This window comes from Idiomarina aquatica (assembly GCF_004362895.1).
In the GTDB taxonomy this organism is placed as follows: domain Bacteria; phylum Pseudomonadota; class Gammaproteobacteria; order Enterobacterales; family Alteromonadaceae; genus Idiomarina.
This window is the reverse complement of sequence record NZ_SNXI01000004.1, coordinates 42365-60174: the sequence shown is the minus strand read 5'-3', so window position 1 is coordinate 60174 and position 17810 is coordinate 42365. Positions and strand designations below refer to the sequence as shown.

At 51.7% G+C, this 17810-nt stretch carries 12 protein-coding genes; 4 read left to right on the top strand and 8 right to left on the bottom strand.

What is annotated here, in order from left to right:
- Positions 1-53 precede the first annotated feature (53 nt).
- The 3 genes from DEU29_RS04460 to fabB are packed head-to-tail and all read right to left on the bottom strand — an operon-like array spanning position 54 to position 3514.
- On the bottom strand, positions 54-1070 hold the full coding sequence (locus tag DEU29_RS04460; protein ID WP_133539057.1) for an aspartate-semialdehyde dehydrogenase: 1017 nt from the start codon (positions 1068-1070) through the stop codon (positions 54-56).
- Between the two features lie 45 nt (positions 1071-1115).
- Positions 1116-2273, bottom strand: a complete 1158-nt coding sequence (locus DEU29_RS04455; RefSeq protein ID WP_133539056.1) for a 4-phosphoerythronate dehydrogenase — start codon at positions 2271-2273, stop codon at positions 1116-1118.
- A gap of 26 nt (positions 2274-2299) precedes the next feature.
- Entirely contained in the window at positions 2300-3514 is a 1215-nt protein-coding gene (gene fabB, locus DEU29_RS04450; protein WP_133539055.1) for a beta-ketoacyl-ACP synthase I, read from the bottom strand.
- A gap of 205 nt (positions 3515-3719) precedes the next feature.
- Here fabB and mnmC point away from each other — a divergent pair, with 205 nt between their 5' ends.
- Positions 3720-5477, top strand: coding sequence for a bifunctional tRNA (5-methylaminomethyl-2-thiouridine)(34)-methyltransferase MnmD/FAD-dependent 5-carboxymethylaminomethyl-2-thiouridine(34) oxidoreductase MnmC (gene mnmC / locus DEU29_RS04445; RefSeq protein ID WP_133539054.1), 1758 nt, complete (start codon positions 3720-3722; stop codon positions 5475-5477).
- On the opposite strand, the gene DEU29_RS04440 is transcribed toward mnmC, so the two are convergent.
- Positions 5474-5746: a YfcL family protein gene (locus DEU29_RS04440; RefSeq protein WP_133539053.1), complete on the bottom strand. Its 273-nt coding sequence runs from the start codon at positions 5744-5746 to the stop codon at positions 5474-5476. The genes mnmC and DEU29_RS04440 overlap by 4 nt on opposite strands.
- 122 nt (positions 5747-5868) lie before the next feature.
- Between DEU29_RS04440 and fldB the strand changes: the two genes are divergently transcribed.
- A complete protein-coding gene (gene fldB, locus DEU29_RS04435) occupies positions 5869-6393 on the top strand; it encodes a flavodoxin FldB (protein WP_133539052.1) in 525 nt (174 codons plus the stop codon).
- Between the two features lie 24 nt (positions 6394-6417).
- A complete protein-coding gene (locus DEU29_RS04430) occupies positions 6418-8835 on the top strand; it encodes a zinc-dependent metalloprotease (RefSeq protein WP_133539051.1) in 2418 nt (805 codons plus the stop codon).
- 22 nt (positions 8836-8857) lie between these two features.
- On the opposite strand, the gene DEU29_RS04425 is transcribed toward DEU29_RS04430, so the two are convergent.
- From DEU29_RS04425 to DEU29_RS04415, 3 genes are all read right to left on the bottom strand, one after another.
- Positions 8858-9253 carry an acyl-CoA thioesterase gene (locus tag DEU29_RS04425; protein ID WP_133539050.1) on the bottom strand — a complete coding sequence of 132 codons (396 nt, stop codon included), beginning with the start codon at positions 9251-9253 and terminating at the stop codon, positions 8858-8860.
- Between the two features lie 47 nt (positions 9254-9300).
- The gene (locus DEU29_RS04420; protein ID WP_133539049.1) at positions 9301-11553 is read right to left on the bottom strand and encodes a S9 family peptidase; all 2253 of its coding nucleotides are present in this window, start codon (positions 11551-11553) and stop codon (positions 9301-9303) included.
- An 82-nt stretch (positions 11554-11635) separates the two neighbouring features.
- Positions 11636-13792 carry a TonB-dependent receptor gene (locus DEU29_RS04415; protein WP_133539048.1) on the bottom strand — a complete coding sequence of 719 codons (2157 nt, stop codon included), beginning with the start codon at positions 13790-13792 and terminating at the stop codon, positions 11636-11638.
- A gap of 174 nt (positions 13793-13966) precedes the next feature.
- Here DEU29_RS04415 and DEU29_RS04410 point away from each other — a divergent pair, with 174 nt between their 5' ends.
- Entirely contained in the window at positions 13967-15619 is a 1653-nt protein-coding gene (locus tag DEU29_RS04410) for a M28 family metallopeptidase (RefSeq protein ID WP_133539047.1), read from the top strand.
- Between the two features lie 285 nt (positions 15620-15904).
- Here the strand turns inward: DEU29_RS04410 and DEU29_RS04405 are convergent, their stop codons facing one another.
- A complete protein-coding gene (locus tag DEU29_RS04405) occupies positions 15905-17596 on the bottom strand; it encodes a GNAT family N-acyltransferase (protein WP_133539046.1) in 1692 nt (563 codons plus the stop codon).
- Positions 17597-17810: the final 214 nt, after the last annotated feature.

Sequence of the window (17810 nt, the reverse complement as noted above, 5' to 3'; positions counted from 1 at the left end):
GTGTTTTTACCACCGTCTTTTATGCTTTTACAATTTTTGCATAGCGCCAGTACTTACCAATAGTCGCGAATCAAGTGCTCAGCAATTTGAATTGAATTGGTCGCCGCACCTTTACGGATGTTGTCAGCAACCACCCACAGGTTTAAACCCTGCGGATGACTAATATCTTCGCGAATACGACCAACAAACACATCGTCATGGCCGGCAGCGTTACCCACCTGCGTAGGGAACTCTTCGCGGGTTTCGAACAAGGTTACGCCCGGTGCGTCAGTTAGTAACTGTTTGGCATGTTCGGCGGTAATCGGCTGTCGCGTCTCTATGTGTATGGCCTCGGCATGGCCAAAGAACACCGGTACGCGCACCGCTGTCGGATTAACCCGAATGGTTGGGTCATTAAAGATTTTGTGGGTTTCCCACACCATTTTCATTTCTTCTTTGGTGTAGTCATTTTCCATAAAAATATCGATTTGCGGAATACAGTTAAAGGCGATCTGGCGGCTAAAGTTAGCCACGGTTGGTTCTTTGCCATTCAGCAGTTCTGCCGTTTGCTTAGCCAACTCCTCCATCGATTCTTTTCCCGCACCGGATACCGACTGATAAGTAGCAACGTTGATCCGCTCAATGCCAACGGCATCATGAATGGGCTTTAACGCCACCAACATTTGAATGGTTGAGCAATTGGGGTTAGCAATAATATTGCGGTTGCGAAAGTCGGCCAGTGCATAACTGTTAACTTCCGGCACCACTAGCGGGATATCCGCTTCGTAACGGAATTCAGAGGTATTATCAATAACCACACAGCCTGCTTCGGCAGCTTTTGGCGCAAGCTCCCGTGAGATGCTGCCGCCGGCAGAGAAAAAGCCAATATCCGCTTCGCTCCAGTCAAATTCATCGGCATTCAGTACTTCGATCTCTTCACCGGCAAAATTGACCGTGGCACCGGCTGAGCGCGCACTGGCAAGCGGGAATAATTGACTGACAGGGAATTTTCGCTCTGCCAGGATCTCGATCATTTGCTGACCCACTAAACCAGTAGCACCTAAAACGGCAACGCGAAATCCTTCAGACATAACAGCTCCTGTCACTAAAAAATGGCTGCAGCGATTGGGTCTGCCTTAACGCACTGATCCGAGCACGCTAAACCCAAGCTGCGAAAATTGTTCGACTTGCTGCCTATTATGACATGCAATGCGTTGATTGTTGAACTGTCTACGCGGATTATCCTTACGATAACCTTTGCGCAACTGATCAAAACCCGCAGCCGTTGTACCATGCTCGCGCATCAGCGCATCGTCATGCCAGATGTTGTAGCGGTGCAGCGCCAGCGCGGCCAGATCATCCAGAGTTTGCAGACGATTGGCGTCATAATTTGGCCAGGGGCATGCGGGCAGCACGTCATCGATACTCCCGTCAAAAGGTAACTGCAAAAAGTCATGCAGTGCGCGCGCGGCAATGATTGCACCACCGACCTTGCCCTCGGCACTATGGCCGGCAATATGCGGGGTCGCGATAGCGGCGACATCCAGTAACTGTGTGCTTATCTGAGGTTCACCCTCCCACACATCCAGTATCAGCGACGGGCAATCACCCTGCGCACAAACATCGGTTAAGGCGCGGTTATCAACCACCGCACCACGGCTGGCATTAATCAGCACTTGCTCTGCATGCAAAGATTGCAGCGCCTCGATATCAAACAGGTGGTGTGTGGGATGTACGCCGTCCTTTATCAACGGCACATGGCAACTGATGATGTCAGCGTTTAATACCCGTTGCCAGTGGTCATGAAGATCAAACGGCAGTTGCGGATTAGACTGTAACAACGGCGGGTCGTAGTAATGTACGTTAACACCCAGTGCCTGCAAGCGTCGACCTGTAGCACGGCCAGTATTACCGGCACCGACAATGGCAACTTCCATATCGGCGAGCGCAGCTAATTGCTGACGTCGCTGAAACAGTGCTAATACCGCCGTTAACACATACTCGCCGACTGAATCAGCATTGCCGCCGGGCGCACTGGCAACGGTAATGTTGCGGGCGGCCAGCGCATCTAAATCCAGGTGTTCGGTACCAATAGTTGCTGTGGCAACAAATTTTAGCTGCGGCGCCTTGGCCAACAAGGCCTCGTCAACACGGGTTACCGACCGCACTAACAGCGCCTCGGCATCAGTTAGCAGCTCATCGGGCGGGCACCGATCGGCATACAGAGACAAACAACCCGCATCCGCCAATAATGACGACAATGCGGGTATATTTTGATCAGCGACAATATGCACGTAATCGTCAGCTTATGCAACTGAGTTTAGTCGGCGTATTCACGCAGCACCAGGCTGGCGTTAGTACCGCCAAAGCCAAAGCTGTTCGACATTACCGTTTTCAGTTTAGCCTGGGTTGGCTCACGCACAATATGCATACCTTCAGCCGCGTCATCGAGGTTTTCGATGTTGATGCTAGGCGTTACAAACCCATGCTTCATCATCAATAGCGAATAAATCGCTTCGTGCACGCCTGCCGCACCCAGCGCATGACCTGTCATCGCTTTGGTTGCGCTGATCATTGGCGTTTGCTCCGGGAATACCGCACGAATGGCTTCCAGCTCCTTGACATCGCCAACCGGGGTACTGGTACCGTGCGTGTTCAGATAATCAACCGGCGTATCAACGGTTTCCATCGCCATTTGCATGCAGCGAATAGCGCCCTCACCGGACGGTGCCACCATGTCGTAACCATCAGAGGTTGCACCATAACCAACAATTTCGGCATAAATTTTGGCACCGCGAGCTTTAGCTGCTTCCAGTTCTTCAATCACCAGAATACCGCCACCGCCGGCCGGGATAAAGCCATCACGATCTTTGTCATAGGTACGCGATGCTTTTTCCGGTGTGTCATTATACTTGGTGCTAAGCGCACCCATAGCGTCAAATTCCATCCCCAGGGTCCAGTGCAGTTCTTCGCCACCACCGGCAAATACGCGGTCTTGTTTGCCAAACTGGATCAGTTCCAGCGCGTGGCCAATACAGTGCGCAGAGGTCGCACAAGCTGAGCTAATGGAATAATTCACGCCTTTAATTTTGTAAGGCGTTGCCAAACACGCCGAGGTAGTTGATGCCATGCAGCGCGGCACCATGTATGGGCCTACGCGCTTGACGCCTTTTTCGCGTAACGTATCGGCTGCAGCGACCTGGTGTTCGCCTGAGGCGCCACCTGAGCCAACCACCAGACCGGTACGCGGATTCGACACTTCCTCATCCGTTAAACCGGCGTCTTCAATGGCTTGCTTCATAGCAATGTAGGCATACGCTGCCGAGTCGCCCATAAAACGCAACGCTTTACGGTCGATGTGATCTTTAACGTCTAAGCGAACCGGTCCCCACACCTGGCAACGTAAGCCCATCTCGGCAAACGACTCGGACCGTTCCAGTCCTGACTTGCCGGTACGTAATGAATCCAATACTTCGTCTTGATTAGTGCCTATGCTTGAGACAATCCCAAGTCCGGTAATCACTGCTCTTTTCATTCTTTTGTCCTGTCTGGCGCCAACGCGCCGTTCGTTGCAACTTAAATTAAATATTGTCTATGGTAACCAAGCTGTCTTATGAATGTGGTCTGCTTTGTCACCGTTAGCTGATGTCGCCACTGCTATTTTTGGCGACGCTATTTTTTATCTACGATTGGCTGTTATTATAGCGCCCATTGTGCCAGATTCCATGAGCAACATCTAAATGAATCGTTCTGCTGACATACACTTTAACAGCGATGGCGTGCCGGTTTCTAACCAATTTGACGATATTTACTTTTCCGTCGACAGCGGTATAGACGAGTCCCAGTACGTTTTTTTGCAGCAAAACGGATTGCCCGACGCGTTTAAAAGCTTACCCAGCCATTATGAATTTGTGGTGACAGAAACAGGCTTTGGCACCGGACTCAATTTTTTATTGTGCTGGCAAGCGTTTATCGAACATGCGCCGCGCGACTGCCGGCTGGTATTTGTCAGCTTCGAGAAGTTTCCGTTAAGCCGTGAGCAACTCGAACAAGCATACGAGGCATTACCGACGTTGCGCGCTTTATGCGAACAATTACTTGCCGTTTACCCTGCCGGCGACGAAGGTTGTCATCGACTGTTGTTGGCCGATGGCCGGGTAACCCTGGATTTATGGGTTGGCGATATCGAACAACAACTACCGCAATTTGTCGCACAAGCTCGGGGGCAAGTGGACCGCTGGTTTTTAGATGGCTTTGCACCGGCAAAAAATCCGCAAATGTGGCAGTCTTTTTTATTTTCTGCCATGGCCGCCACCGCTCATCAAGGCACGCGTTATGCGACCTTTACCGCTGCCGGTGTGGTAAAGCGGGGGTTGCAAGGTGCTGGTTTTACGGTTGCAAAAGTTAAAGGTTTTGGCCGCAAGCGCGACATGTTGTGCGGGGCGTTTGAGGCTACCGACGCGCCACAGAAAGCCGCACTGAAAACGGAGCCCGTCGCCATTATTGGCGGTGGCATTGCCGCGGCCAGCCTGAGCCTTGCATTGCAGCGTCGCGGTGTTAACGTCACGGTAACCAGTCGTGGTGTCGCCGATGCAGCGTCTGGCAACCCGCAAGGCGCGGTCTACCCGTTACTGCACGCCGAAAAAACCCCACTCAGCCAGTTTTATCTGCACGCATTTAGTACTGCGGTTAGCGCTTACTTACCCTGGCGTGAACAGCACTGGTTCCCCGGCGGCGTATTGCAACCGGCATTTAATGCCCAGCGCCAGCAGCGCGCTGAGAAGATTGCCGCTGGTTTGTATGATCCACAAACGGTTTCGCTGCAGCCTGCTGGCGACACGGCCGCCGGTCTCGAAATAGGCACCAGTGCCCTGCATTATGCCCGCGCGGGCTGGCTAAGGCCGGCCGCTATGGTCAAAGAACTGTTTAATAAGGCCGGTATTAGTGTCGGTATTAGCGACAGACCACAAGTCGACGTGCAACAAAAAACCGTAATTGCCGCCGGTCATTGCAGTGGTGACATTGTTGCGGCATTTTCTGGACAGAAATTATCAATTCACCCCGTACGTGGGCAGATAACTCAGGTTGAAGCGACTGATGCGACGGCGTCACTGAAGCAGGTGCTTTGTTATAAAGGCTATATGGTACCAGCGGATAATGGCCTGCATTGTATTGGTGCAACCTTTAATCGTGGCGATGATAGCAGCGACATACGCGCTGACGATGACAGCGAGAATTTAGCCAGCTTAAAAGATTGCGCGCAGCAGCCGTGGGCAAATGACTTAACGATTATCAGCCAGCGCGCTAGTGTCCGCGCCACCACTCCCAACCATCAACCCATGATTGGCCGGGTGCAGGATAACCTGTATGTCTTCAGCGGCCTCGGCTCCCGCGGCCTCACCGCAGCCCCGTTATTAGCCGAAATCCTCGCCGCGCAGCTCAGCGGCGGCCTGCAGCCGCTTGCCACCGATGCGCTCGAACGGCTGCAGCCGCGCTAAGCCGCCGCAATACCCTCGAGTTTATCCATCAGGTTTTGCACGTGGGCCTGGTCGGCGGGGGCCAGTTCGTGTTTGGCCTGGTCGACGGCCGCGCGTAGATTGGGCATGATGTAGGCAGGGTCGGTCTCGCCATTCATCTCCATTTTCGCTACCACCAAATCAAAATGACCGCGCAAATAACCGCTGGCGAACAATTCATCATCGTTACCATCTTCATAGGCTTGATCAAATACAGCTTCGAGTTGTTCTACCACCACGTTAAGCGACATAGGCTACCTTTTTAATGTTAGGTTTCGTGTTAAGTTTCATATAAAGTAGAACGCCATTTTAACGGCCTTTTTGCTACAATGCACCCGAAGCGCTCAAATACAAAAAGGGGAAGCAGTAACCCATGTCATTACAAATTGGTTTATTTTACGGCTCAACCACCTGCTATACCGAAATTGCCGCCGAAAAAATTCAGCAAGCCATTGGCGAAGACATCGTCTCCCTGCATAACATTAAAGATACGCCACTGGCCGAAGCCGAACAGTATGACATTCTAATTTTTGGTATTTCCACCTGGGATTTTGGCGAGTTACAGGAAGACTGGGAAAGCTACTGGGACGACATAACGCCACTGAATTTAGACGGTAAAATTGTTGCGCTCTACGGTATGGGCGACCAGGAAGGCTATACCGACTGGTTCCAGGACGCGCTGGGCATGCTGCACGACGCAATCGCCGACAAAAACTGCAAACGCATCGGCTTTTGGCCCAACCAGGGCTACGATTTTGCGGCCTCAAAAGCATTGACCGCAGATCAATCGCAGTTTGTCGGTTTATCCTTGGATGAAGACACCCAGTATGATTTAACCGATGAACGCATTGAACAATGGACAACCCAAGTTTTAGAAGAAATTGCGGAACAGCTTTAACAGGACAACAATAAGGACAACATTATGCGGCAGCTGATAACCCTAATGGTGCTGTGTTTGAGTTTGCTATTGGCATTACCCGCCAGTGCCGACGACAGCATCCCCGGCGTGACTGAGTTCGAACAACAACACGCCCCCGCACTGCAAAAATACGACGGCTTTTTCAGTTTTTATCACCATACCGGCACGGGTAAGGTTTACTTGCAGGTGCCCACCGACGGTCAGCAGTTTATCTTTCAAACCTCGCTGCCATGGGGCCTTGGCTCTAATGACATCGGTCTGGATCGTGGCCAGTTAGGGCAAACGCAATTGGCATCCTTTTACGTGGAAGGCAACAAAGCACTGCTGATGGCACATAATACGCGCTTTCGTGCCAGCAGCCGCAATCAGGCTGAACGCAACAGCGTTGACCAGGCCTTTGCCGATGGTGCCCTGCACGGCTTTGAGGTCGTCGCCCGCAGCGACAACGCGGTGATTATCGACTACACCCCCTATTTATTGTCCGACGTACATGGTGTCAGCAAGCGTCTTAAAGCAACCGACCAGGGTAGCTTTAGTGCCGACAGCAGCCGTTCGGTGGTCTATCCCGCGCGTTCCAAAGCCTTTGTCGACAATACCGAATTAGAAGCAAAAGTTACCTTTAGCGGCGACGGTACCGGCCGTTATGTTAATCAGGTTGCCGCCGACAGCGATGCGCTGACACTGCATTTGCATCATTCATTTATTCGCTTACCGGATGATAATTACAGTACCCGCGCGTTTCATCCTAACAGCGGCTTCTGGGCCGAGAGCTTTGTCGATTATTCCGCGCCGCTGGGCGAAGACATGCAAAAAAAGGTTATTCCGCGCCATCGGCTGAATAAAAAAGACCCCATTGCATCAATCAGCGAGGCTCGTGAACCGATCGTTTACTACCTCGACCCGGGTGCACCGGAACCGGTTAAAACTGCTTTACTCGAAGGTGCTCGCTGGTGGGCCGAAGCGTTTGCAGCTATCGGCTACGAAAATGCATTTCAGGTTAAGGTACTGCCGGACGATGCCGACCCTATGGATGTGCGCTATAACGTAATCCAGTGGGTACATCGCGCCACCCGCGGCTGGTCTTATGGCTCATCGGTCATTGACCCGCGTACTGGCGAAATAATCAAAGGCCACGTTACGCTGGGCTCGTTACGGGTGCGCCAGGACATGAAAATTGCGCAGGGATTATTAGCGCCGTTTAACCAGCAAAACGAGAGCGAACTCAAAGCGCAAATCGAGGCCATGGCATTGGCACGTATTCGTCAGCTGAGCGCTCACGAGATTGGTCATACGCTGGGTATTGCGCATAATTTTGCTGCCTCGCCACAGGATCGCGCGTCAGTTATGGATTATCCGCACCCACTGGTAACGTTAACCACCGACGGTACCGTTAGCCTGGAGAACGCTTACGACACTGGCCTCGGCGAGTGGGATAAGCAAGTCATTGCCTATGGCTACAGTGATTTTGGTGGTATGCCATCAGAGGCTGACCAGTTGGCACGCATTCTAGCCGACAACAAAGCCAAAGGGCTGGACTTTATTTCGGACAGCGATGCCCGTCCTGCTAGTGGCGCCCACCCTACCGCTCACTTATGGGATAACGGCTCGGACCCGGTGACCGAATTGCAACGCGTATTAGCGTTGCGCCAGCAAGTATTGCAAGGCTTTGGTCAGGCGCAGTTAGGCAATGACCAGCCACTCAGTGATTTGCAGGAGGTATTGGTACCCATGTACCTGCTGCACCGCTATCAGACCGAGGCTGCGGTCAAAGTCATCGGTGGCGTTAATTACCGTTATTACATGAACAGTGACAACCCCAGCGATTATGGCCCGCTTGGCGCCGCTAATCAGCAGCGGGCACTGCAGCAACTGCTAGCCACGGTGAGTGCTGATACGCTGCAGTTACCGCAGCAGGTGCAACAGCTGATGGTGCCATTGGCTTATGGCTCTTACGACAACCGCGAACGTTTTAACGGCCGCACCGGACTCGTTCCTGATCCGGTAAGCTGGGCTGCCACGGCGGCCGACTTTAGTCTGTCGCTGCTATTCAACAGTGCCCGCCTTAACCGTCTGCAACAACAGCATGCCGCTGATAATAGCGTGCCATCCGCTGCCGGCGTGGTTAATCAGGTAGCAAAACAGGTGCTTGAGCAGTGGCAACAACAACCTGCCGATGTGCTGCGTCAACGCCTGTTAACAACTGCGTTTAACGCCATGGTTAACGCCGTTCAGGCAGATCAGTTAGCGCCGGAAGTCCATTTGGCACTGCGTAGTGCGCTGGCGACTCAGCAACAGAAGTTAGCGTCAGCGGATCAAAGCCTGGCACAAGAATTGGCCAAGCAACTGCAACGATTCTTAGAGGAAGGCGAATGGCCGGCCAGTTACCAGCCACACGCCATGCCACCGGGCTCGCCAATTTAAGGCGAGCCACGGCCGTAAAACGCTAGTCGATTTCGTAATTTGAATCGTCCAGCTCCGCCTCGGTTTTGCCATGAGGTGTGGGCTGGCGAGTGTCCGGGTCGATATGTACAAAGACAATATCATCGGCCACGCAGATATTCTGTTTGGTGTGCTTATTACGCACCACACAGGTAATAGTCAGTGAGCTGCGCCCTGCCTTTTTAACCTGCAGACCAAACTCCACCACGTCACCCTGAAACGCCGATGTTTCGAAAGTGATCGCACCAATGTGTTTGGTGACCAGGCTTTTCGCTTCTAACTGGCAACTGGCGAAGATGTATGCTTCTTCGTCAATCCATTCCAGAATACGGCCACCAAATAAAGAGCCGGCAAAGTTAAGGTCATTGGGCATAACCAAGCGGCGAGAAAGAAAACGCATAGCGACTCCTTAACAAAATAAGTTATAGAGCCGCTAAGTATAACGCATTATTTTTTAAGCGTTTGTTGAAAAAAGTCGTGGATCAATTGATGCCGGTGAATTTTCGTCGCTGTGCCGTTAAGCGAGTGCTTTTTACCCGGGTAATTCATCATTTGAAATTGCTGCTGATTATCCTGCAACTGCTTGTATAGCTTGGTGCTATGGGTAAACAACACATTGTCATCAGCCATACCGTGATACATCAGCAAGTCACCCTGCAGTCCGTCAGCGTACGGAAATACCGATGCATTTTGGTAAGCATCGCCGTCCTGCGGCATGCCCATATAACGTTCAGTATAATGGGTGTCGTACAAACTCCAGTCCGTCACCGGCGCACCCGATACACCGGCTGCAAAGTAGTCCGGCGCTTTAAACATCGACATCAGTGTCATATAGCCGCCATAACTGTGGCCGTAAATACCAATGCGTTCCGGGTCGACAAACTCCAGTGTACGCAGATATTCTACCCCACGGACCTGATCCGCCACCTCGGGTGTACCCATGTTACGGTAAATCGGCGCTTCGAACGCTTTGCCGCGATTAGCAGAGCCGCGGTTATCCAGACTAAACACCACATAGCCCTGCTGCGCCATGTATTGCAGGAATAGGCTACCGAAACCCTTATCAACCACCTGCACGCCCGGCCCGCCATACACGTAAACCAGCACCGGATATTGCTTTTCAGCATCAAAATTGGCCGGTTTGGTTAACTGATAATACAGCGTCTGACCATCTTCGGCTTCCAGCGTACCGTAGTCCGCATAAAGCCAGTCGTGGTAATAAGGCTTTAATGGATGTGAGGCATCAATAGCATTTTCATTTAACCACGCCAGGCGCTCACCGGTCGGTCCATGCAAACTCACCTGCGCCGGTTGTTGCGGCGACTCAAAGCTATCCAGATACGATTGCGCATTGGCTGCAAAGGTAATGTTATGCATACCCTCACGCTCGGTAATCTGACTCGGTGAGCCCGGCGAACCGGTATTTAACTGATTACGATACAGATGGCGCTGTAACGGCGACTTTAGACGGCCGGTGAAATAAATAGCCCCCGTTTGTTCATCAATGGCCGCTAGCGCATCAACGGCCCAGTTACCTGATGTTAACTGGCGGATTAAACTGCCGTCTAAACGGTATAAATACAGATGTTTGTAGCCACTGCGTTCAGATGCCCAGACAAAATGCTTATTGTCCGATAAAAAGTGTAAGTCATCATGAATATTAACCCAGCTGTCGCTGGTTTCAGTGATCAATACCTGCTGCTTTTGATCATTAGCATCGACCAGACGCAAATCCAGCTGCTGTTGATCGCGGCTCTGCCATTGGTAGGTAAAACGATCGCCATCAACCCAGTTAACCCGGGCCAGGTAGCCATCGCCAAGGACACTCAAACCCAGCCACTTAATCGATGACTCTATCGATGAACCTGAGGACTGCTCGTTATGGCTTAAGCTGACCACGCCCAAATCGACAGCCACATTATCGGTGCCGGCAAAAGGATAGCGCTGCTCAATCATATCGATGCGATCGGCGTAGATTTCGCTGCGGGCTGCGATCTCTACCGGCGACTCATCAACTTTGGTCAGCACCAGTTTTGACTCGTCCGGCGCCCACCAGTAACCGGTCATCCGATCCATCTCTTCCTGCGCCACAAATTCGGCCATACCGTATTTAATCGTGTCGCCGCCGGATTCGGTAATGGCTTGCTCTTTACCCGTTTGTAAATTAACCGTATATAAGTTTTGCTCGCGAATAAAGGACACGTAATTGCCCTGGGGTGACAAGCGGGCATCGGTTTCAAATGCATCGGTAGCGGTAATTTGACGGGCTTTTTGCTGCTGCAAATCATAGTAGTAAACGTCGCCATTCAGCGGAAATAACAACGCATCCGATTGCGCCGACCACTGGTAACTGACAATGCCCGAACCACTTAAGCGTAAGCGTTCGCGGCGAGCCTTTTCTTCATCGGAGAGGTTCTCGGGGCCGGAAAACAAATCATCGGAGTTAACCAGCAACTGATGCTGTTGACTATCGATGTTGTACTGCCATAAGTCGTAACGATTAGCATCATCGTCACGCCCTTTCAGATAAGTCAGAGTTTGCCCGTCGGGCGAGAACCGCAGCGAGCGGATAGATTCACCGGTTAACGATGGTGCCGTAAAAATACGCTCAATAGTCAGCTGTTCGGCGGCCGCAGAAGCGGTAAAACCGCTGCTCGACAACAGTGCCATGGTTGCGGTTAATAAAGACAAACGCCGCATAATAGTATCCTTGTTTTAAAGTTTACCGAAGGATAGCAAATTACGCGGCGCTAATGTGTCTGACTGCGATTAACGGTCAGGTTCAGAAGTTTATCGACACCCCAAGCTGCACATTACGTCCCGGCATCGGCACATCATCCTTAAGGAACGAACTATGCACCAGGCCCAACTGGTCAGTCAGGTTTTCTCCTTTTAGATAAACCGTCGCGCCATATTGCGCCAACATTTGAGGGTAATAATTGATGCGCGCATCAACAATGCCAAAGGCAGGTGTCACGGTCTCGTTGTCTGCAATGCGATCCTGTTCCATATAGCGCGTGTAGCCTACGGCAGCATCAAAGTCCTGTGCCTGATAACGTGCTTCTATGCCTATGCGCTGCGCCGGGATACGCGGTAAGTCGCCGCCGGCGGTTTGTTTGGCACGGGTATAGTCGCTAAAGCCATGCAATGACCAGGCGTCATCAAAGCGGTAACCCAGGTCTAACTCATAGCCATAAAGTTCGGCGTCAGCCTGAGCAAATTGCACCACTTCCAGCGCTTCTTCGCCTTCATGTCCGTGCTCGTCCGCAAGTTCTCCTGCATGCTCATCGTGCCCTTCGTCAGTATGAATCATGTCACTGCTGATACCGGTAAAACGTTCATAAATAAAGTTATCGACACGGTTGTAGAACACATTGACTTGCGCATGCACGCGCTCGTTTTCAAAATGTAGCCCTACGTCAATGTTGTTAGAGGTTTCGGTGCTCACTTCTGCGCCTGCATTTTCTATATGGTACTCACCATTGTCTTCCTGGTGCAGCTCATAAAAAGTTCCCAATTCGTAGGTCTGGGTGGCAAAATGTTCGCCGTTAGCAAACACTTCCGTCGCGCTGGGCGCACGTTCTGCATGGCTCAGGTTAACCGAAACCGAACTGTGCTGGTCAAAATGATACAGATAACCTGCCGATGACGAGACCGAGTCGAAGGTATCTAAGCGCACGTCTTCGCTGGCCAGTGTGGTTTGTTCGTAGCGCGCACCTAAATCGACGTGATGATCGCCAAATTCCTGCTCAACTAACCAGAACACACCTTGTGCCCGGCGACTGGTATCCGGAGTAAAAGCTTCGGCGCCAAACGCCTGTTTATCGCTGATATCCCACTGGTAGCCCAGGGCGCCGCTCCAGCCTTGTAACGGCTCGTGTTTAGCTATGACGCGCAGCTCTTTTTGATTATTGTTAAACTGCGTACCGACCTGTGCTCCTTCTATTTCACGGTGCTGATAATCGGTAAAGGCAGCGCGCATCTCGACCGCCTCGATGCCATTGACCGGAGCATTGAGTTGGCCGGCAATTTGCCAGCGCTGTTGTTCTAAATCAGCAAACGGCAACGCCTCTTCTTCAGCACCATGGTCCTCTTCGTGTTCCTCTTCACCATGTTCGTCTTCGTGCTCTTCGTCATGTCCGTGTGCATGTCCGGGAATACCGTACTCCGAGTACAACGCCTGATAACTGACACCGAAAAAGCCCCAGTCGTCATGATACGCGGTGCCTAAGGTGGCGCCGTCTGAATCAGAAAAACTGTTCTCGACCGAATCAACGGCCTCGCCCTCGTCATTGATAAAGTTCGGCGTATCAAAATCGTCGCTGCGGCGATAATGCGCGTCCGCATAAAAAGCCCAGCTGCCGTTACCGGCGGTGAAATTATACGAGGCTTCCTTCTGATCATTGACCGTCGCACCGCGAAGATTCAGGTTACCCTCCAAATCATAGACCGGCTGCGTCGGAATGCGGTTGTCCACCACGTTAATCACGCCACCAATGGCGCCACTACCATACAACAAGGTTGCCGGGCCACGCAGCACCTCAATTTGCTCAGCGCTACTGGTTTCGGTGGTCACTGCATGATCAGGACTGCCCCGTGATACATCGCCGGTATCTAAGCCATTTTGGGTGATTTTTACGCGCGGACCATCCAGCCCCCGAATAATAGGACTGCCTGCACCAGCGGTATAATGCGTGTTGTTAATGCCCGGTTCCGACGATAGTGTTTCGCCTAACGTCTGGGCATGTTTTTGCTGTAACTCGTCACCGCTGATAATGCTGACCGGTTGGGTTGATTCCAGCGCTGTTTTATTCAACGGGTTGGCGGTAATCACTATAGTTTCGCCTACAGGAACCGATTCGCTCTGCGATGACTGCTGAGCCGCCACCGGCAACGTCGTCATTCCGAGCAAACCCAGGGTAATAGCATTTAACCTCACACAGACTCCTTAGCTGATCTGAATCAATCGCTTATGTAATAATATAACATTACAATGCTTATTTACGATTTGCAACACTCTCGTTGCGATAAGCGGCTAGTGATTGCTTATTAGCTGGGTTACACTGAACCGGCAATCCAACATCTTTTAATAACAATACGTTGTGAGAACATCATGAAGAAGTTAACTCGTCTGCTATTACCTGCAGCCATCGCAGCTACTTTAGCTGCCTGTGGCGCGCAAGAAGCGCCCGCCAAAGACACCAGTGTCAGTGCGCAGCAACAAAATATCCGCGCCCATTTAGAATTTCTTGCCAGTGATGACCTGAAAGGTCGTCAAACCGGCAGCGACGGTCATGAGATCGCGTCAAAGTACATTGTCAGCGAATTCAAACAATTAGGCCTTGAACCCGCAGGCGAGGACGGTACCTATTATCAGCGCATTCCGTTTCGCACCAGTATGCTGAAAGCCGATAGCGCGAAAATGGTTTACTCGGCTAACGGCGAAGAGCTTGAATTTGAGTTTGGTAAAGAATTCATTACCGGCCCCAGTCATCATGCTGAACGCAGTGAAGTGACCGCACCATTGGTGTTTGTTGGCTACGGTATGGAAGCGCCCGAGTTTGGTTTAAACGATTACGACGGTCTGGACGTTGAAGGCAAGATCGTGGTGATGCTGACCGGCCGCCCCGAGAACCTGCCTAGTGAAGAAGGCGCACATTTAGCCAATATCAAAGATGATATTGCCCGCGACAAAGGTGCTGTCGGCATCATTACCCTGCATACGCCGGTGCGCGAGGAAGTGCGTAAATTTGAAACCAGCGTCTATTACACCAAAACGCCGCGCATGACCTGGATGGGGCCTAATGGTTTGCCACAGGGTCAGGAACAACAATTAATGGGCTCGGCCTATTTAGACGACGAGCCGGCGCAAAAATTATTTGCTAACGCTCCTACGGCGTTGGATGCGATCTTCGAACAAATCAGTGAAGATCCTAATTTTTCGCCTAAAGGCTTTGAACTGGACGGTTCGGTTATGTTGACTAAAGAGTCAACCCATGAGCAAACGACCAGCCCTAACGTTGCCGCAGTACTTCCGGGCACCGACCCTCAGCTTAAGGACGAGTATGTGGTTTACACCGCTCACTCTGACCATATTGGCGTAGTCAAAGACATGAGCAGTGACGATGTCATTAACAACGGCGCCATGGATAACGCCTCAGGCGTTTCAGTCATGCTGGAAACCGCGCGCATGTTTGTTGAATCAGGCATCGACAATAAACGCTCAATCATGTTCCTGTCGGTAACCGCAGAAGAAAAAGGCCTGTTGGGCGCTGATTACTTCGCCAACAACCCGACCGTGCCTCTGAACAGCATCGTCGCCAACGTCAACCTGGATATGCCGGTGTTGTTGTACGATTTTGCTGACGTTATCGCCTTCGGTGCATCGCACTCGACCCTGGGTGATACAGTGACTAAAGCGGCACAACAATATGATACCGAACAAAGCCCGGATCCAATGCCTGAGCAAGCGATCTTCACACGCTCTGACCATTACACCCTGGTTAAAAAAGGTATTCCTGCGGTATTCCTGATGACAGGCTTTACCTCACGTACTGAGGGTGAAGACGGTGGCGAAGTATGGGGTAAGTTCTTTGCTGAGCATTACCACCGCCCCAGCGACGATTTAAAAGTGCATGATGTTAACTACGAAGCGGGTGCACGCTTCACTAATATCAACTTTGAAATCGGTAAAGAAATTGCGAACGCGGATCAACGCCCGCAATGGCTGGAAGATTCTTACTTCGGTAAGCAATTCCAGGAATAACTATGCGCCTGCGGCGCGGCTGTGTGCAGCTGCGCTGCGGCCTTTTGTCGCTTCGCGACGGCTGTTTGGCCCTGCGGGCCGGCCCTTTGCAGCTGCGCTGCGGCTGTTTTTAGCGTGCATTCGGCCGCTAAGGCTGTTTGCCTAACGGCGGTAAAAGCCGTGCGTAGCACAAACAGCCGCAACGAGCGCAGCGATGTTGCAAACAGCCGGCCCGAAGGGCCAAACAGCCGTGCCGTAGGCACAAAAAGCCGCCCCGTCAGGGGCAAAAAGCCGCGCCGTCAGGCGCTAGAGATATCGTTTGCGCTTCTTCGGCTTTAATTTAGTAATATCCACCAGCACCAGTCCGTCGATGGAATTGGAAAAGTCCGGATCGACGCCAAACGCTAAAAACTGTACGCCGCCCTTTTCGCACAAATCTGCATACTGCTTATATAACGTCGGTATTGCTGCTCCCATCGATGCCAGATAGCTTTTTAAATCGCAAAAGTCCTGTTCGTAACAACCCGTTAGCCGAAAGTGTTTCGCCTCCGGATTGTAGGGATGATTTGCTGTGGCAAGCTGTGGATGCACGGGCGGAAAGTAGTGACGATAAAACGCGACTAAGGCTTCTGTCGCCGGATCCGGCAAGGCGTTACTGATACTGACCGAGCCAAATAAATAGCGATACTGCGGCCGCTGTTTTAATAACGCACCAATCCCCAGCCACAAATAATCGAGGCTGCGTTTACCCCAGTAGCGTGGTTGTACAAACGAACGCCCCAGCTCTAAACCCTGCGCGTGAATATCGAATATCGCCGTATCAAATTGATAAAATGCAATAGTATAAAGTCCGTTTGAGCCGACCTTTTGCAGGATCTTTGCGCAGTCTCCCAGCCGATACGCACCGGCGATTTCAAGGTCATCAGGGTCCCACAGAATAAGGTGCATATAATAACGGTCATGGTCATCCAGATCGCGGCGCTGCCAGGTGCCCTCGCCGACTGCCCGAAATGCCACTTCGCGTAAACGGCCAATTTCACGCAAAATCGGCGAGCTACCGTTAAACTCATACAAGACAATCCGCTTACCGCAGGCGGTAGTACCCAGTTGCTCGCACTGCTCAATAGCCTGCTTTAACGTTTGGCGCGGCTCAGGCCTCGCCACCGCCGTTTGGGTGGGTAAAATCAGCTCCTTTTGACTGCCCAGCCGGTAAAGGTGCTTTTTTAGTAGTTTAAGTTGTTGTTTTATCGGCAACAGACGCATCGTTTCCAGCGCCTGGTACGGAATCAGCTCACCAATACGGCAACTGACGTGTTTACGCTGTTGGCGGAACATCTCCTTCACCAACAATAAGGTCGCCAATGGTTTGTAAACCATAGAGGCGGTATAAAATAACGCCGAATTGTGGGCGTACAGACGAATGGGTAATAACGGTGCCTCACAGCGCTTGGCTAACTTAACAAACCCTTGCTGCCAACGCGTATCCCTGACTCCCTGGGGTCGCAAGCGCGAAACCTCGCCGGCAGGGAAAACAATAACCGCGCCCTCGTTGTTTAAATGCTGGTGCATATTACGAATATCATCGCGGCCCGAAGAGCCGTTAAACACGCGTACCGGTAATAGCATTGATTGCAGCGGTTTTAGTTTCATCAGCAGATCGTTGGCGACAATTTTTACATCGCTGCGCACTTCGCTGACCAATTTTAGTAAGGCTAAACCGTCGAGTGAGCCAATCGGATGGTTGGCAAATATAATAACCCGCCCTCGACTGGGAATATTATCCAGCTCACTACTGCGGTAAGCATAAGAAAAATTAAAATAATCGAGCACCTGCTCAACAAAGTCGATGCCATTAAGTTCAGGATAGTGCTGACTAAAGTCACGAATATCGCTTTCGTGCAGCAAGTTGCGTAAAAACCAAGTGGTGGGTTTGGCCAGCCAGGGTGTATTGTGTATACGCGGCAGGCTCTGTTTGACAACGTCTTCTACGTTCAACATGGGGCTGTCCTCATCGTTGCGATAAGAACAGCCTAAGCCGATTTTATGACACTAAGATGAATGGCCTTCGGCCGGCTTTTTGTCGCTTCGCGACGGCTGTTTGCAACATCGCTGCGCTCGTTGCGGCTGTTTGTGCTACGCACGGCTTTTACCGCCGTCAGGCAAACAGCCTTAGCGGCCGAAGGCACGCTAAAAACAGCCGTGCCGTAGGCAC

Bases quoted from the DNA above. Each gene is read 5' to 3' on its own strand.
- DEU29_RS04440 (WP_133539053.1), bottom strand. From the start codon at position 5,746: ATGTCGCTTAACGTGGTGGTAGAACAACTCGAAGCTGTATTTGATCAA.
- DEU29_RS04405 (WP_133539046.1), bottom strand. From the start codon at position 17,596: ATGTTGAACGTAGAAGACGTTGTCAAACAGAGCCTGCCGCGTATACAC.
- DEU29_RS04410 (WP_133539047.1), top strand. From the start codon at position 13,967: ATGAAGAAGTTAACTCGTCTGCTATTACCTGCAGCCATCGCAGCTACT.
- mnmC (WP_133539054.1), top strand. From the start codon at position 3,720: ATGAATCGTTCTGCTGACATACACTTTAACAGCGATGGCGTGCCGGTT.
- DEU29_RS04425 (WP_133539050.1), bottom strand. From the start codon at position 9,253: ATGCGTTTTCTTTCTCGCCGCTTGGTTATGCCCAATGACCTTAACTTT.
- DEU29_RS04430 (WP_133539051.1), top strand. From the start codon at position 6,418: ATGCGGCAGCTGATAACCCTAATGGTGCTGTGTTTGAGTTTGCTATTG.
- fabB (WP_133539055.1), bottom strand. From the start codon at position 3,514: ATGAAAAGAGCAGTGATTACCGGACTTGGGATTGTCTCAAGCATAGGC.
- DEU29_RS04460 (WP_133539057.1), bottom strand. From the start codon at position 1,070: ATGTCTGAAGGATTTCGCGTTGCCGTTTTAGGTGCTACTGGTTTAGTG.
- DEU29_RS04420 (WP_133539049.1), bottom strand. From the start codon at position 11,553: ATGCGGCGTTTGTCTTTATTAACCGCAACCATGGCACTGTTGTCGAGC.
- fldB (WP_133539052.1), top strand. From the start codon at position 5,869: ATGTCATTACAAATTGGTTTATTTTACGGCTCAACCACCTGCTATACC.